Origin of the sequence: Fulvimarina thalattae (assembly GCF_040239565.1) — a bacterium.
Classification (GTDB): domain Bacteria; phylum Pseudomonadota; class Alphaproteobacteria; order Rhizobiales; family Rhizobiaceae; genus Fulvimarina.
Genome location: NZ_JBEHWS010000008.1, coordinates 1 through 15286, shown reverse-complemented (window position 1 = coordinate 15286; position 15286 = coordinate 1). Strand labels below are relative to the sequence as shown.

The 15286-nt window shown below is 62.0% G+C and carries 14 protein-coding genes; 6 read left to right on the top strand and 8 right to left on the bottom strand.

Going from position 1 to position 15286, the window contains the following annotated elements; genetic code table 11:
* Together ABRA89_RS11835 and ABRA89_RS11830 are read left to right on the top strand one after the other, a co-directional pair.
* Positions 1-561, top strand: coding sequence for an NUDIX hydrolase (locus ABRA89_RS11835; protein ID WP_349941687.1), 561 nt, complete (start codon positions 1-3; stop codon positions 559-561).
* Between the two features lie 120 nt (positions 562-681).
* Entirely contained in the window at positions 682-2874 is a 2193-nt protein-coding gene (locus tag ABRA89_RS11830; protein WP_349941686.1) for a methyl-accepting chemotaxis protein, read from the top strand.
* A 427-nt stretch (positions 2875-3301) separates the two neighbouring features.
* Here ABRA89_RS11830 and ABRA89_RS11825 read toward each other — a convergent pair whose 3' ends face one another.
* Together ABRA89_RS11825 and ABRA89_RS11820 are read right to left on the bottom strand one after the other, a co-directional pair.
* A complete protein-coding gene (locus ABRA89_RS11825; protein WP_349941685.1) occupies positions 3302-4078 on the bottom strand; it encodes a tellurite resistance TerB family protein in 777 nt (258 codons plus the stop codon).
* A 93-nt stretch (positions 4079-4171) separates the two neighbouring features.
* Entirely contained in the window at positions 4172-4825 is a 654-nt protein-coding gene (locus tag ABRA89_RS11820) for a septation protein A (RefSeq protein ID WP_349941684.1), read from the bottom strand.
* Between the two features lie 158 nt (positions 4826-4983).
* Between ABRA89_RS11820 and ABRA89_RS11815 the strand changes: the two genes are divergently transcribed.
* Complete coding sequence (locus tag ABRA89_RS11815) at positions 4984-5313, top strand: DUF6460 domain-containing protein (RefSeq protein ID WP_349941683.1); 330 nt, start codon at positions 4984-4986, stop codon at positions 5311-5313.
* 4 nt (positions 5314-5317) lie between these two features.
* On the opposite strand, the gene ccmB is transcribed toward ABRA89_RS11815, so the two are convergent.
* The 6 genes from ccmB to ABRA89_RS11785 all read right to left on the bottom strand — a co-directional run bounded on the left by ccmB (position 5318) and on the right by ABRA89_RS11785 (position 11953).
* Entirely contained in the window at positions 5318-5986 is a 669-nt protein-coding gene (ccmB, locus tag ABRA89_RS11810) for a heme exporter protein CcmB (RefSeq protein ID WP_349941682.1), read from the bottom strand.
* On the bottom strand, positions 5983-6678 hold the full coding sequence (ccmA, locus tag ABRA89_RS11805) for a heme ABC exporter ATP-binding protein CcmA (RefSeq protein ID WP_463671291.1): 696 nt from the start codon (positions 6676-6678) through the stop codon (positions 5983-5985). Before ccmA ends, ccmB begins: the two co-directional genes overlap by 4 nt.
* Positions 6679-6723: 45 nt before the next feature.
* Positions 6724-8379 carry an apolipoprotein N-acyltransferase gene (lnt, locus tag ABRA89_RS11800; protein ID WP_349941680.1) on the bottom strand — a complete coding sequence of 552 codons (1656 nt, stop codon included), beginning with the start codon at positions 8377-8379 and terminating at the stop codon, positions 6724-6726.
* 116 nt (positions 8380-8495) lie between these two features.
* On the bottom strand, positions 8496-9647 hold the full coding sequence (locus ABRA89_RS11795) for a hemolysin family protein (protein WP_463671287.1): 1152 nt from the start codon (positions 9645-9647) through the stop codon (positions 8496-8498).
* A 47-nt stretch (positions 9648-9694) separates the two neighbouring features.
* Positions 9695-10231, bottom strand: a complete 537-nt coding sequence (gene ybeY, locus ABRA89_RS11790) for an rRNA maturation RNase YbeY (protein ID WP_349941824.1) — start codon at positions 10229-10231, stop codon at positions 9695-9697.
* Between the two features lie 156 nt (positions 10232-10387).
* Positions 10388-11953 (bottom strand): ATP-binding protein, encoded by a 1566-nt coding sequence (locus ABRA89_RS11785; RefSeq protein WP_349941679.1) that lies wholly within the window; start codon positions 11951-11953, stop codon positions 10388-10390.
* 543 nt (positions 11954-12496) lie between these two features.
* Here ABRA89_RS11785 and ABRA89_RS11780 point away from each other — a divergent pair.
* Genes ABRA89_RS11780 through ABRA89_RS11770 form a run of 3 tightly spaced genes read left to right on the top strand, consistent with a single transcriptional unit; the run spans position 12497 to position 15118 of the window.
* On the top strand, positions 12497-13930 hold the full coding sequence (locus tag ABRA89_RS11780; RefSeq protein WP_349941678.1) for a cytochrome ubiquinol oxidase subunit I: 1434 nt from the start codon (positions 12497-12499) through the stop codon (positions 13928-13930).
* Between the two features lie 13 nt (positions 13931-13943).
* Complete coding sequence (cydB, locus tag ABRA89_RS11775) at positions 13944-14951, top strand: cytochrome d ubiquinol oxidase subunit II (protein WP_349941677.1); 1008 nt, start codon at positions 13944-13946, stop codon at positions 14949-14951.
* Complete coding sequence (locus ABRA89_RS11770; RefSeq protein ID WP_349941676.1) at positions 14951-15118, top strand: DUF2474 family protein; 168 nt, start codon at positions 14951-14953, stop codon at positions 15116-15118. The genes cydB and ABRA89_RS11770 overlap by 1 nt, the downstream gene beginning before the upstream one ends.
* Positions 15119-15286 lie beyond the last annotated feature (168 nt).

The following is a 15286-nucleotide window of genomic DNA, read 5'->3' as shown; positions in this document are numbered from 1 at the left end:
ATGACCGAGATATCCTTCACCCAGACAGTGCCGCAAGACGACGATCGCTCGCGCCATGTCTGCGACAATTGCGGCTTCGTGCTCTACGAAAATCCGAAGATCGTGGTCGGCTCGGTGGTGCGGCACGAGGGGCAAATCCTGCTCTGCCGCCGAGCGATCAATCCGCGCAAAGGGTTCTGGACGATCCCGGCCGGCTATCTGGAGCTGAACGAGGCGCCGGAGGACGGCGCCCGCCGCGAGGCCTCGGAAGAGGCTAACATCACCCTCGACATCGAGCGCCTGCTTGCGGTCTATTCCGTGCCGCGCATCAGTCAGGTGCAGCTGATCTACCGTGCGCGGCTTGCACAGCCCGACTATTCGCCGGGGCCTGAGAGCCTTGAGGTGAAACTCTTTTCGCCGGCAGATATCCCCTATGACGAGCTCGCCTTTCCGTCGGTCCATTGGGCGCTCGGGCACGACGCCGAGGCTGAGGGTGGGGCACCGCCGGTTCCGTTTACGAATCCGGCGGGCGAGACCGGAAACGTGATGCCAGGCGAAGAGCGGCTGCGGACGAGCCCCTGAATACTGACAAATGAAAGTTTATTGGCCGGTCATTGGCATCGTAGATTAACGGAAAATAAGGCGGAACTGCATACACTTTTGACAACGGACCGCTCTCATCGCCTATGCCCGGAACAAAAGATGCGCCTGAAAGACATCCCTGTTGGTCTTCGCCTGCTTGCAACACTGGTTTTGCCCGTCGCACTTCTTTTGATCGTTGCGCAATCGGAAGTACGCAGCTCCTGGGCCGGTTACCAGCAGATGAACTCGGTACGCGATGCAACTGCGGAGCTCGAGATCATTGGAAAATTGATCCACACGCTTCAAGTCGAGCGAGGAACGACGGCAGGCTTCATTGGCAGCCGTGGGGCCAGCATGGGTGAAGCCATGCAGAAGGCCCGGCAGGCGACGAATGCTGTGCATGCCGAATTCCTGACTACCGATCATGTCATTGTCAGAATCGGCGACGAGAAGGCGCCGCGTCTCATGGCCAAGATCGAGCCCATGCTCCGCGATGAGATTTCGCAGATACGTGAACGCATCGACGCCTTTTCCCTGACGGGCAAGGAGGCATTTGGATTTTATACCAACCTGGTAAGCGGACTTAGCGGGCTTGCGGTGTCTTTCTATCAAGGAGTCGATGAGCCGGAGCTCGACACCTCGCTGACGAATTACTCGCTTTTGCTGATGGCGAAAGAGTTCGCCGGCCAGGAGCGAGGGCTTGGTGCCGGCATTATCGAGGCGGGTCGTTTTACCAGGGAATCCTATTTCCGAATGGCTGAGCTGAGCGGTCGCCAAGCCGGGCTGCTCGAACTTTACGAGCTCGGCATCGATCCGAAGACGGCCGAAGACGTTTCTGCAAGGCTGGGTAATGTCACGCCGCAAGTAAACGGTCTAAGGGAGCGTCTGCTAGAAAACGGCCTCGGCGCGGATCTTTCTTCCCTCAACGGAAAAGACTGGTTCGAGCAGACAACCGCCCGAATTGACGTTATTCACGCCCTTGGCGAGGAGACCATCGTGCGCATCGTCGCGAAGGCAGTCGCAATGGGCAACGCCAGCTACTCGGCTTTCGTTCAGCTTGCTATCATCGTTGCGCTGACGAGCATTGCGGTCGCGGTGCTGACCTTCGTACTGGCCCGCAGCATTACTAATCCTTTGCAGACGCTTACCGGCTGTATGCGCGCTCTCCTTCAGGGCAACACGTCGATGGACGGTGTCGACGTTACGCGGAAAGACCAGATCGGCGAGATGGCGCGGGCCGTTCAGGGCTTCGTGGTCCAGACGGAGGAGCGGGTAGTCCGCGAGCGAGAGGAAGAAGCCACGCGGGTGAGAGAGCGCGAGCAGCTTCGCTCCGCGACCGAGGCCGAGCGGGCAGAAACGCAAGCTGCTTCCATGCTGGCCGTCAACGAACTGGGCACGGCCCTTCAGCACCTCGCGAAAGGCAATCTCAGCTATCGTATCGAGACCAAATTCGCCGAGCTATTTGAACCGTTGCGGGTCAATTTCAATCGTTCGCTCGCCTCACTCGATAGCGCTCTCGCCGTCGTCGTCGACGTGTCGCAATCGCTACGCGGCAATACCGACGAGTTGAAGACTGCGGCAGACGATCTTTCGCGCCGCACGGAACAACAGGCGGCATCACTCGAAGAGACCGCCGCAGCTCTCAGCGAAGTTTCGGACACTGTGAACGAAAGCTCGCAGCGCGCCGAAAGGGTTGGAGCGATCGTTGCCAAGACCGCTGATTATACCCAGGACTCGAACGAGATCGTTGCCAGCACCGTAGCCGCCATTCGCGCCATCGCCGATTCTTCCCAAGAAGTCGCGCGCTTCGTAACCGTCATCGACGAGATTGCATTCCAGACCAACCTTCTTGCTCTTAATGCCGGTGTCGAGGCGGCGCGAGCCGGTGAGTTCGGCAAGGGTTTTGCCGTCGTCGCCAGTGAAGTACGTGAGCTTTCGCAGCGCTCCGCCAACGCCGCCAAGGAGATTAAGGAATTGATTGGCCGTTCGGAGGAAGAGGTCGAAAACGGAGTAAAGATGTCGGAAAAGACCAACGCTGCGCTGAAAGGCATCTTGGAGCAGATTGGGTCTGTGAAGACAGAGATGGGCGCGATCGTCTCAGCGGCTCGCAGTCAGTCGACAGCACTGACGGAAATCAATCAGGCCATCCGCGAGATGGATCAGGTGACGCAGCAAAACGCCGCAATGGTCGAGGAGTCCACCGCCGCCAGCATGAGTATTGCCGAACAAGCCTGGATTCTCAGCGACAAGGTAGCCGGTTTCGAGCTTTCCAAGAAAACAACCCAGGCGAAGCGCCTCGCCTACGCAGCATAGCCGTCGCAGGCCGTGGCCGTAAAGCTACGGCGGAGTTGGGGTGAAGAGCGTATCAGGCGGCACGATCATCGACTGCAGGGGTGTACGAGACACCACCGGTTGATGAGACGCCTACGATAGTCACCGCAAGCGAAGCTCGCCCTTTTTCCAGGCCTTCAAGGCTGCCACGACGATCTTGAAGCCCACGAGCCGGTGGGCTTCTGCAACGAACCCGTTCGTCTATACGGTACGACGCCGGTCGGTGGCGAAGAGGTGCGCGATCGGTTCGCGGCCTTTATAAGATCACATGCGGGAATGCTTACTTCCGTACAAGAATTTTCGTGACAGTCGATGCTTCTTCGGAAATCTCAATGCCGGGCGCTGTGCCGCGGATTGAAGTAGCTAAATCCGAATTCGCAACCTCGCTCTCAAATCCTGCCGATGCCAGCTACTCGGCACCCGCCGTCTGCCTGATCTCCCTCGCAAGTTCGGCCGGCAGTTTCAGCCGCGCCGCCAGCAGATCGAGATAGGCACGCTCCGCCGGGTGATCCGCGTCGATCGCCAGTACGGATGCGGTGTAGATTTCCATAGCAACTTCCGGGGTCGTCGCTTCGGCGGCGAGGTCGTCGACAGTTTTGGGGCGGCGGAGTTCGTCCATGACGAGGGCCTTCTCGTCGCTCGCCATATCCATGTCGTCGATCTTGCCGAAGATCGCCTTTTCCTCTTCGGCGTCGATATAGCCGTCGGCCTTGGCGGCGGCGATCATCGCGGACAGCATGAGCCGGGCGCGATCGTCCTCTTCTCCCGATGGCATGAAAGCGGTGCCATGGGGCTCAGGCACCTCGTCCGGGCTCTGGGTCGAGGGAAGGCTGCGCACCGGCTCGGCGCCGGGCAATGCGGTTGCACCCGATTTCGTCTGGTAGTTCTGGTAGGCCTTGTAGGCAAGGCCCGCGACGAGCGCGGCGCCGCCGAGCTTCAGCGCACTGCTGCCGAAGGATTTTGCGCGCTTCTTCTTGAAGAGCTGGGAGGCCAGACCGCCGACGACGGCACTTGTCACCATCGAACCGCCCCTGCCCTGCAACATACCGCCGACCTGATCGATCAGCGAGCCGCCCGAGCTGGCGCCGCCACGCGGCACATCACCCGCGCGATAGGGATCGCGGCGGGGCGACGAACCCGGCGTCTGGCTGCCGAGGAAATCTGAGAGAAGGCGCTGGATATCCATGGGGTCGGGTCCTCGAATAGTCGATCACTGACCCCCGATATCGAAATGACAGGTGCGATTGGCAATACCGGGCGGCTGCCCGATCGAGCGCGCCTACTGCTTACCCTCGCCGATCGGCTCCAGCGAATGCTTCTTGATCAGCGGGAACTGGGTGAGCATGAAGACGACCGTGATGGGCATCGTCGCCCAGACCTTGAAGGCGACCCAGAAATCGGTCGAGAAGTTGCGCCAGACGACCTCGTTCACGATGGCCAGGAAGACGAAGAACAGGCCCCAATTGAGCGTGAGCTTGTGCCAGCCTTCGGCATTCAGCTTGAAGGCCTGATCGAATACGTAGCCGAGCAAAGATTTGCCGAAGAGGAGGCCGCCGAGGAGGATCGCCGCGAAGAGGCCGTTCACGATGGTCGGCTTCATCTTGATGAAGGTCTCATCCTGCAAATAAAGCGTGAGCCCACCGAACACGAGGACAACGACGCCCGAGATGAGCGGCATCATCGGCAGAGTCTTCTGGATGGCGTATGAGACGCCGAGCGAGATCGCCAGCGCCGCCATGAAGAGCGCCGTCGCGATGAAGAGCGGGCCGCCGAGCTCCTCGAGCGCCGGGAAGGTCGCCGCCAGCTGTTCGCCGCGGCTGTTGGCGAAGAAGAAGACCAGAAGCGGCCCCAGCTCCAGCGCGAATTTGAGGAGCGGGTTCATCTCCTTCTTCGCGGGATTGTTCGGACCGCGTTCGATGATGGGATCGGCCATGGATAAATCTCGTCGGTCTGAAAGGCGTTTCCCGCTTCATATCGGCGGTCTTCGCGGCATTTGAAAGTCGTACCGGGCGGACGGGCTGAATTTCGCCAAGTCCATTCCCTATATCGTGAGAAGCGTCAAACCACACCGGCATGAGCAAAGCGAGACCGATGCGAGACATTTCCGAACACGACGAGAGCCCGCGCTATGGCCGCGGCCGCGTTTCCTACCGTTTGGAACGGTTCCTCGGCGGCTCGCCTCTGGGCGTCGGCATCCGCCTCATCCTCATGTCGATCCTCGTCGGGCTCCTGCTTTCCTGGTTCGAGATCTCGCCACGGAGCGTGATCAACTGGTTCGTCGACGCCTTCAACCGCATCGTCGACGTCGCGTTCGGCTCGATCGACAATGTCATCACCTATTTCCTGCTCGGCGCGGTAATCGTCGTGCCGATCTTCATCATCATGCGGGTGCTGAAGATGGGCGGACGCGGGCGCTACTGAGCGCTCAATCGGCGCTCCCTCGAAGCGCAGCGCCGGCCGCGACGGGTCCGAGCGTGCCGAAGAAGAGCGTCAATGCGGTGAGGATCAAGAAGGGCGGCAGGAACGGGTCGGGATCGTTGACCGCGCCATAGCTCGCCGAGACACCGAAGATCAGCACGGGGATCGCGAGCGGCAGCACCAGCACCGAGACTAAAAGCCCGCCGCGCGGGAGGGCGACGGCGACGGCCGCGCCGACGGCGCCGATAAAGGTGATGGCGGGCGTTCCGACGAGCAGTGTGAGGGTGGCGGCCGCGATGGCGTCCGGTTCCATCGCCAGAAACAGCCCAAGGAAGGGTGCCGCGACGACGAGCGGCAGGCCACTCGCGGTCCAGAGCGCAGCGCATTTGAAGAAGACAACTGCAGGCATGGGCGTCTGGCCCATGATGAGGAGATCGAGCGTGCCGTCGTCTCGATCGGCCTGGAACAAGCGGTCGAGGGTGAGGAGCGTCGAGAGCAGCGCGCCAATCCAGAGGATGGCCGGGCCGATCCGCGACAGAAGATTGAGGTCGGGGCCGATGCCGAAGGGCACTGTCGCGATGACGGCGAGAAAGAAGATGACGCCGATCATCGCCCCGCCGCCGCCGGATATGGCGAGCCTCAGATCTCGGACGTAAAGGGCGGAGAGCGCTCTCACAGCCAGCCCTCGGCTTCGGCGAGTTCGTCGTCGGTGAGCGCGGTTGGTTGGGCTGGTGTCGCTGCGTTCTGGGCCTTCGCCAGATCGAGCCGCTTGGCGGTTTCGAGGCCGAGCGGCTGATGAGTGGCTGCGATGACCACGCCGCCTGCTGCGAGATGGCGCTCCATGAGCTTTCCGAAGAGATCCTGGGCCTCGGCGTCCAGCGCGGCGGTCGGTTCGTCGAGAACCCATACGTCGCGGGGCGCGACGAGGAGACGTGCGAGGGATGCCCGACGCTGCTGACCGGCCGAGAGATAGCCGAAGGGAAGCGCTGTGAGGTCCGGCAGGCCGACGGCGCCAAGGGCATCCGCATTGGCGAGACCATCGGCGCCGAGCCGCAGGGACTTGCGCCAGAAATCGAGATTGCGGCCGACCGAGATGCCCGGCTTCATTGCATTGCGATGGCCGACATAATGGGCGATCTCCGCGATCGATCGGGCGTTTTCGCCATCGGCGGCCAGCGCGCCTTCTAGGGCAATTTTGCCGCCGAGAGGGTGAAGGAGGCCAGCAAGCGTGCGCAACAAGGTCGACTTGCCGGCGCCGTTCGGACCGGTGACGACGAGCCCCTCGCCTGCCGACAGAGCAAAATCCAGTGGCCCGGCGGCCACCGTCCGGCCGCGTCCGACCATGAGGGCCTCTGCCGCGATCGTCAGCATCCAAATCTCGTCAAAGCGTCCCGCCCTTCATGGAGAGAGCGCTTAGCGTTTTCCAAAGCGCAGGGCCAGCCTCGCGAGTATCGAGATAGCGGCGAATGCGAGGAGAAGCCCGAAGAATATCCGGTCGCCATAGGAGCGGTAGAGCGTCGTGACCGTATCCGAAGGAAGGCTCGCCACGAGATTGCCGGTAGCACCGAGGCCGAGCCCGCCGATCTCGCGGCCGAAGGCGTCGGTGACGACGGAAATGCCGGTATTGGCGCTTCTGACGAGCGGCAGGCCGAGGGCAACTGCCGTGACGTTCGCCATGCGCAGATGCTGGTATGGGCCGGGCGTCTCGCCGTACCAGGCATCGTTCGTGACGTTGAGTATGAAGCCCGGCGAAGGCTCGCCGACTTTAATCTCAGACGGAAAGATGACTTCGTAGCAGATGAGCGGCAGGTAGGGCGGCGCATCCTCCAGCGGCACGGGCTCCAGCATGGGGCCGGCGGAGAAGCCGCCCGGCATGTTCACGAGGTTCGAGATGCCCCAAGATTCGAGAAGATCCTGGAATGGCAGGTATTCGCCGAATGGAACGAGGTGCACCTTGTCGCTGGCGTTCTTGATCGTTCCCTCGTCGTCGATGACATAGATCGTATTGTAGACGCGCTGGCGCCCCTCTTCGGAGCGGTCGACGCGGGCCGCGCCCGCGATCAGCGTTTCTCCGGATGCGAGGGTGTCGGCGAGGCGGGATATGGCGTCCGGCCGGTCGGTCAGCACAAAGGGAAAGGCGGTTTCCGGCCAGATGATCAGCCGGCGCGGTGCGTTTTCGCTTCCGGCGCCCCTCCCCTCGGGCGAACCGGGCGAAGCCTCCTTCGACAGCGTCATATCGATGAGTTTGTCGAAGTTCTGATCGGCGATCTCCGGGTCCCATTTGAGACTCTGGACGATGTTCGGCTGAACGAGTTGCAGCGCGACGGTCTGGTTGAATGCGGTCGAACTGCTCTCAAGCCGCCAGACGCCGTAGCCGAGATGGGCGACAACCGCTAGAACTGCGAGCCCGATCACAGGAAGGCGGCCGTGACGGTCGACGAGGACGGCAGGGGCGGAGAAGACGAAGACGGCGAAGATCGTGAGGCCGCCGATGCCGGTCACGCTGGCGCTCTGCATCAGAACGGCGTGGCTTGCCGCCATGTAGCCGATCTCATTCCACGGAAAGCCTGTGAGAACGAAGGAGCGCAGCCATTCGGCGAGGCCGAAACAGGCGGCAAGCCCGAGAATGCGCCAGGCCGAATCCGACCAGAACAGACGCGAGAGGACGGCTGCGAGGCCGAAGAACATCGCGAGGATCGCCGGAAGGCCCAGAACCGCGAGCGGCAGAAACCAGATGAAGCTGCCGGCGTCCACCAACAGTGCCGCGCCTAGCCACCAGAGGCCGGCGACAAAATAGCCAAAGCCGAACAGCCAGCCGATCAAGAAGGGCTGGCCGAGACGGCGAATGCGGCCCGCCTCGACATCAACGCCCACACCATCGAGCAGCCAGACGAGGGTCGGGAAGGCGATAAAGCCGGCAAAGGGGAAGTCGAGGGGCGCGAGGGCAGCGGTCGCGGTCGCGCCTGCAAGCAGCGCGATCAGAGCCCGGCGCCATCCGGACGCCAGGATCAATCGGCCCGCAAGACGGTCGAACAGGGACCGCCTTTCGATTGCGCCGGCACTAGCCACGTTTTCTCACCCGGATTTTCCGCTTCGCTCGATGGGCCCACTCCATGGCATGAATCGCCACGATGGGTTCGTCTTTAAGCGCATGAGCTTTTGCGAAACAAACCGGTCGGCTGTGATTACGAGGCCACTGCGAGACCTTCGACGATGCGCCGGCGCTTCTCGCCCTGGCGGAAGCGAACGATACGGACCCGTTTGACGCGGCGCGGATCGGCCTCCAGCACCTGGAACTCGAAGCCGGGCACGGCCTGCACCACCTCGCCGCGCGTCGGCACGCGGCCGAGCTCGGAGAAGAGAAGCCCGCCGATCGTGTCGGCCTCTTCCTCATATTCCGAAACGTCGAAATCCTCGCCGATCATTGCCTTCACCTCGTCGAGGCCTGCTCTGGCATCGGCGGTGTAGATGCCGTCACCCGCCTGGCGGATCATCGGCGCTTCGTCGTCGTGCTCGTCCTCGATATTGCCGACGACCATCTCGATGACGTCTTCCAGCGAGACGAGACCGTCCGTGCCGCCATATTCGTCGATGACGAGGGCCATCTGGGTGCGCGTCGCCTGCATACGCGCCATCAGGTCCGAGGCCGGCATGGACGGCGGCACGAAGAGGACCTTGCGCAGGATACCGAGGCTCTCGACGGTCCGTGCGAGATTGATCTGGCGAAGGTCGAGGCCGGATTTCGGCTTCTTGTCCTTGTCGGAGCCGGTAGAGCCGCCGCCCCCGTTCCCATTGCCGTTGGAGCGGCCGTGCCCGCCGCCATTGCGGCCGCGTGCGGGCCGCGCGACGCGGGTGATGTGGCCGACGACGTCGCGGATGTGAATCATGCCGCGCGGGTCATCGAGGCTCTCACCATAGACCGGCATGCGCGAATGGCCGCTCGATTCGAACAGCTTCATCAGATCGCCGAGGGTCATGTTGATGTCGGCAGCCTGGATATCGGCGCGCGGCACCATGATGTCCTCGACGCGAACCTCGCGCAGAGCCAGAATGTTGTTGAGCATCGCCCGCTCTTCGGGCGAGAAGCTGTCGGTGCCGTCCTCGTCGTCGTTCGGCTGGGAGAGCGCCTGAGTCAGATCCTCGCGCATGAGCTTGGGCATGCGCGGGCGAAATCGCCACAAGACGTTGGAGAAGAAGCCGTCGCGGTTCTTCGCCTCGCCTTGCGGCCGACTTCGGTCTTCGCCCGAAGCCGGTTCGGCTTGAGGCCCAGCGTGCTCGTCTCCGCCTCGATCGCCGGCTTCGCCGGACTGCGCGGTGGCATTCGTTGAAGTGTTCATTTCTCGTTTGATCGTCGTGTCATTTCGTCGCCGTGGCGGCTCGGCCGTCATGCAACACCGGTCTCCCCCTCGTCGCGAGTATCGCGCGAAGGGCTATGATCCGCAACGGCATATGGGTCCGGGATACCTAGGCCCGCAAGGATCGATGTTTCGAGGGCTTCCATCTCTTCGGCTTCGTCATCCTCGATGTGATCGTAACCAAGACAATGCAGGAAGCCGTGGACCAGAAGATGGCGGGCGTGATTCACAAAAGGTTTAGCTTCGCTCGCAGCTTCCCGCTCGCAGGTCTCGAAGGCGAGGATCAAATCGCCCAAGAGCGGACCTGGGCGTTCGCCGGGCTCAAGATCGACCATCGGGAAGGACAGGACATTGGTTGGCTTGTCCTGTCCGCGCCACTCCCGATTGATCTCGCGCACCGCATCGTCGTCAGAAAGCGTAATGGATACTTCAGTTTCGAGACCGCCGGAGAAGCCAAGTGCTTGCGCTGCACAATCCAATGTTTCGCAAATCAATGCCTCTGGATTGCCAAGCGCAGGCACCCAACGTTCATCCTCGACCGCGAAAACCAGATTGAAGCTGCGCATTTCAGCCATTTCGAGAGATATCTCCCCGGTCAAAATCTTGCAGCAGTCGCTTATCATCGCAATCTAGCGAATGAAATCCGATGTTATTGGTTCGAAGCGCGGGGTCCTTAATTCGCTTGTCGAGTTTCGGATCGCCCTATCGAAAATCCGACTCTTCTATCTCGTTCGCGCCATCCGGGCGGCACGGCGAGCGCGGGCTTCGTCGATGCTGTCGAGGGTGACTTCGGGCAGTTTCGTGCGCCAGCCGGTGGCTGAGATCGCGACGATCCGATTGCCACGGAAATCCTTCTCGACCGTGATCAGGCCGCGCTCTTCCATGAAAGAGAGGAGAAATCGCCCGCGCGAAGGGGAATGGCTGCCATAGGCCTTGGCCAGCATGGCATCGGACGGGCATTCGGCTTCGTCTCGCGCGGCACGCGCCAGCATCATGAAGACGCCCTGCATTTCCTCGGGAAGCTCCGACGAGACCGCGACCACATCGGCCCATTCGCCGTCCGTCTCGTCGCCGGCGATCCCGGCGCGGGCGAGCGACAGCCGGCGGCGGAAGGCGCCCATATCCGTCTCGGCCCCGCGCAGGCGCTTCAGACGGCAATGGGTGAGGAACTCCTGATAGAGAATCGGAACCGGCCGAAAGGCGGCGTCGGGATCGTCGAGCATTTCGGCAAAGATCGTGTCGACGGCCTCGGCGCGTTCCTCGGGCGTTCTCGGATCGTCGTCGATCGGAGGACCAGCATCATTCGCCGGGGCAGACGACATGACCTGCGAGAGAAGCTCGGACGTCTCCACACGCTCCGTCTCGCAGGCCGAGGCGGGTTGCGGCGCGGGTTTCTCGATGCGTCGGATCGAAGCGCGCTCAGCATTGCGCTCGGGCTCGGGCGTCGTCAGCACGAGATCGGCGAGATCGTCCGGGGAGACGTCGGGTAGCGGCATCAGCGTCGGGCGACCGGAGCGCGCGGCCGTCTCAACCGTACCGATGCGGATGGGGATCGGGCGGCGGAAGAGCGCGGGGCCGAGGGCGATGAAATTGCCGGTTTCGAGATCACGGAAGCGTTCCGCGCCGCGCCGATCGATGCCGATGAGATCTGCCGCCCGCTGCATGTCGATGTCGAGGAAGGTCCGGCCCATCAGGAAGTTGGACGCTTCCGCCGCGACGTTCTTGGCGAGCTTGGCGAGGCGCTGGGTAGCGATGACGCCGGCGAGCCCGCGCTTTCGGCCGCGGCACATGAGGTTGGTCATCGCGCCGAGCGAGGCTCTGCGGGCTTCTTCGGAATGCTCGCCGGCCATAGCAGGTGCAAAGAGATGGGCTTCGTCGACGGCGATCAGCATCGGAAACCAGTAGGCGCGGTCGGCTTCGAAGAGACCGTTCAGAAAGGCCGCCGCGCACTGCATCTGGACATCGGCGTCGAGGCCTTCCAGCGTCAGAACGACGGATGCACGATGCTGGCGGATACGATTGGCGATTCGCGCCAGATCGTTCGGCGTGCGGTTGGCGTCGACGACGACATGGCCGTAGCGGTCTGCCAGCGTGACGAAATCGCCCTCAGGATCGATGATCGCCTGCTGCACCCAGCCCGCGCTTTGCTCCAGAAGGCGGCGCAGAAGGTGGGATTTACCGGAGCCCGAATTGCCCTGAACCAGAAGCCGCGTCGACAACAGCTCTTCTAGATCGAGCTCTGCCGGTTCGCCGGTATGCGTGGTTCCGAGATCGACGGCGACTGTCACGAGACTGAAGGCTCCATGATGGACGAAAGCGGAGATCGGCGACCTCTCACCCAAAGCCGGGCGCCGCCACATAATCGTCTAGCACGAGAGTGCGTCGCGTTCGGGCTCGTCAGCGTCTCCATCCACAGCTGATTGCCGCGCACTGGACATCGCGCAAACGAAACGACCCCTCGGGACAGTTTTGATGTCCCGAAGGGGCCGGTCGAATGGTGCCGATTTATGCGTCGTTCCGCATGTCAGGAAGTGACGATACGGGGTCCACCAACCACGCCTGCGACGCAAGCCTTGTAGCATCTGCTTGCCATTTCGCCTCGCCCGGAGCGCGCTTTCCACAGACAAGACCTGTGGACAATCAGCAGTACTGACAAGATGTCCGGCCGCTTGCGCGAAAGGCTTGAAAACCGACTATGCTGTCAAACAAGGCCTTGTTCTAAATCGTCGCAAGCGGCTGTTTGCGGCCATTCGGGCAACTATCTCCAGTTCGGTGCGACGCCCCAAAAGGTGTTTCGCCGGCCCTTAAGCTCCGGATACGATGCCATCGCCATGCTCGAAAGTTTCGACCCCGTCCTCCTCGCCCGCATCCAGTTCGCCTTCACGGTGTCGTTCCACATCATTTTTCCGGCCTTCTCGATCGGCCTCGCCTCCTACCTCGCCGTGGTGCTCAGCCTGCACACGATCACCAAGCGGGAAGTCTACATGGACATCTTCCGCTACTGGGTGAAGATCTTCGCGATTGCGTTTGGCATGGGCGTCGTCTCGGGCATCACCATGAGCTACCAGTTCGGCACGAACTGGTCGGTCTTTTCCGACAAGACCGGGCCGATCCTCGGGCCACTTATGGCCTACGAGGTGCTGTCCGCCTTCTTCCTGGAAGCCGGCTTCCTCGGCATCATGCTGTTCGGGCGCAAGAAGGTGGGGCCGACGCTGCACCTGATCGCGACATGGGTGGTCGCGATCGGCACGCTCGGATCGGCGTTCTGGATTCTGTCGGTGAACTCGTGGATGCATACGCCGGCAGGCTTCGGCATGAACGAGGCCGGCCAGTTCATCGCGACCGACTGGTGGGTGGCGGTCTTCAATCCGTCCTTCCCCTACCGGCTCGTCCACATGGTGCTCGCCGCCTATCTCACGACAGCCTTCATCGTCGGCGGCGTCGGGGCGTTTCACCTGCTGCGCAACCGGAGCAATGCGGCCGCGCGAACGATGTTCTCCATGGCGATGTGGATGGCGGCGATCGTCACGCCGATCCAGATCATGGCCGGAGACCTGCACGGCGTGAACACGCTGGAGCATCAGCCGGCGAAGATCGCTGCCATGGAGGGTCATTTCGAGACGAATTCCGATGGCGCGATGCCGCTCTATCTGTTCGGCATGCCCGATATGGAAGCCGGCGAAATGAGGCACGGCGTCTCCATTCCCTATCTCGGCTCGATCATCCTGACACACTCTCTCGACGGCGAAGTGCAGGGCCTCTCCGCGTTTCCGCGTGAGGACTGGCCAAATGTCGGAATCGTCTTCTGGTCGTTCCGTCTGATGGTAGGGCTCGGCTTCGCCATGCTGGGGATCGGGCTCTGGTCCCTCTGGGCACGCTACAAAGGCACGCTTTACGAAAGCACCTGGCTGCAACGGGCAAGCGTGTTCATGGGCCCGATGGGCTTCGTCGCGGTGCTGGCCGGGTGGATCACCACCGAAGTCGGCCGTCAGCCCTTCACGGTATATGGGCTTTTGCGCACCAGCGAGAGCGTGTCGCCAGTCGCGGTCGAAGCGGTGGGAACTTCACTCGTCGCCTTCATCGTCGTCTATTTCATCCTGTTCGGTGCGGGGACTTTCTATATCTTGCGGCTCATGTCGAAGGAGCCCTCACCCTGGGATCTCGATGAGCCGGCCCATCAGCCGATCCGAACGGCGGGCGTCACCCCGGTTCAGGCGCTTGAAGGCAAGCGTGGGCCGGATCCGGCCGGCACACCGGCGGAGTGAGGGAGACCAAGCGATGTATTCAGTCGATCTCACCGTCATCTGGGCCTTTTTGATTGCCTTTGCCGTCATCACCTATGTGATTCTCGACGGGTTCGATCTCGGCACGGGCATCCTCTTCCCGTTCCTCGGCAACCGCACCAATCGCGACATCGCGATGAATTCCGTCGCGCCGATCTGGGACGGCAACGAGACCTGGCTGATCCTCGGTGGCGGCGGACTTTTCGCGGTCTTTCCCCTCGCATACGCGATCATCATGCCGGCGATCTATGCGCCGATCATCATCATGCTGCTCGCGCTCATTTTTCGCGGCGTCGCCTTCGAATACCGCTTCAAGACCGATCGCGGCCGCTGGCTTTGGGACGTCTCGTTCTTCATCGGATCGCTTTTCGCCGCCTTTTCGCAAGGCATCGCGCTGGGCACGCTCGTGCAGGGCATCGAGATCGACGGACGAGCCTATGCCGGCGGCTGGTGGGACTGGCTGACGCCGTTCTCGATCGCGACCGGGCTTGCGGTCGTCTTCGGCTATGCGCTTCTCGGCGCCACTTGGCTGGTGATGAAGACGGAAGGCGAGATCGCCAGCATCGCGCGGCGTTACGCGCTGCTCCTCGGGGTCATCACGCTCTGTGCGATCGGCGGCGTATCGCTCTGGATGCCGTTCCTAGAGGACGAGTTCTTCGCGCGCTGGTTCGCGCTGCCGGAATTCTTCTACGTGATGCCGGTTCCGCTCTTCACGGCCTTCGCGGCTTTCAGCCTGTTCCATTCGCTGCTGACAGGCGGCGAAATCCGGCCTTTCATCTCGGCGCTTTCGCTGTTCGTGCTGGGCTATGTGGGCATTGGCATCTGCTTCTGGCCGTTCATCATCCCGCCGACCGTGACGATCTACGATGCGGCGGCACCCGAGAACGCGCAGATATTCCTGCTCGTTGGGGCGAGCGTGCTGATCCCGCTCATCCTCATCTACACCGCCTATGCCTATTGGGTGTTCCGCGGGAAGGTCTCGGCTGACACTGGATATCACTGATGCCGCGCATTGAAAGTGAACGTCTGAATTCCGCCGAGTCCCGGCAAAAGGAAGACAGGGCGGCGGGCCCTCTGGCAAAACGCCTGAGCTGGTTTGCATTCTACTGGTTTGCGAGCGTCGCGATCCTTGCGGTCGTCGCCTACGGAATTCGGCTGGCGATCCTTTAAGAGTATAGTCTCGCGATATTTTTGAGCCCTGGGTGGATTCCAGGGTGAAGTGCAACGTGATCATGAGAAGCGGATTTGGACGTCTTTGCCAAGTTCTTTGAGCATGGCTTGGAGAGGCGTGACGAAGCCGAGGCATTTTCTCGGTGTCGTATTGATCGAGACGAGGAC

Coding starts and splice junctions, on each gene's coding strand:
- ABRA89_RS11815 (WP_349941683.1), top strand. CDS start 4,984: ATGCGAGACATTTCCGAACACGACGAGAGCCCGCGCTATGGCCGCGGC.
- ABRA89_RS11795 (WP_463671287.1), bottom strand. CDS start 9,647: ATGAACACTTCAACGAATGCCACCGCGCAGTCCGGCGAAGCCGGCGAT.
- ABRA89_RS11830 (WP_349941686.1), top strand. CDS start 682: ATGCGCCTGAAAGACATCCCTGTTGGTCTTCGCCTGCTTGCAACACTG.
- ABRA89_RS11780 (WP_349941678.1), top strand. CDS start 12,497: ATGCTCGAAAGTTTCGACCCCGTCCTCCTCGCCCGCATCCAGTTCGCC.
- ybeY (WP_349941824.1), bottom strand. CDS start 10,231: ATGCGCAGCTTCAATCTGGTTTTCGCGGTCGAGGATGAACGTTGGGTG.
- ABRA89_RS11835 (WP_349941687.1), top strand. CDS start 1: ATGACCGAGATATCCTTCACCCAGACAGTGCCGCAAGACGACGATCGC.
- ABRA89_RS11825 (WP_349941685.1), bottom strand. CDS start 4,078: ATGGATATCCAGCGCCTTCTCTCAGATTTCCTCGGCAGCCAGACGCCG.
- ABRA89_RS11820 (WP_349941684.1), bottom strand. CDS start 4,825: ATGGCCGATCCCATCATCGAACGCGGTCCGAACAATCCCGCGAAGAAG.
- cydB (WP_349941677.1), top strand. CDS start 13,944: ATGTATTCAGTCGATCTCACCGTCATCTGGGCCTTTTTGATTGCCTTT.
- ABRA89_RS11770 (WP_349941676.1), top strand. CDS start 14,951: ATGCCGCGCATTGAAAGTGAACGTCTGAATTCCGCCGAGTCCCGGCAA.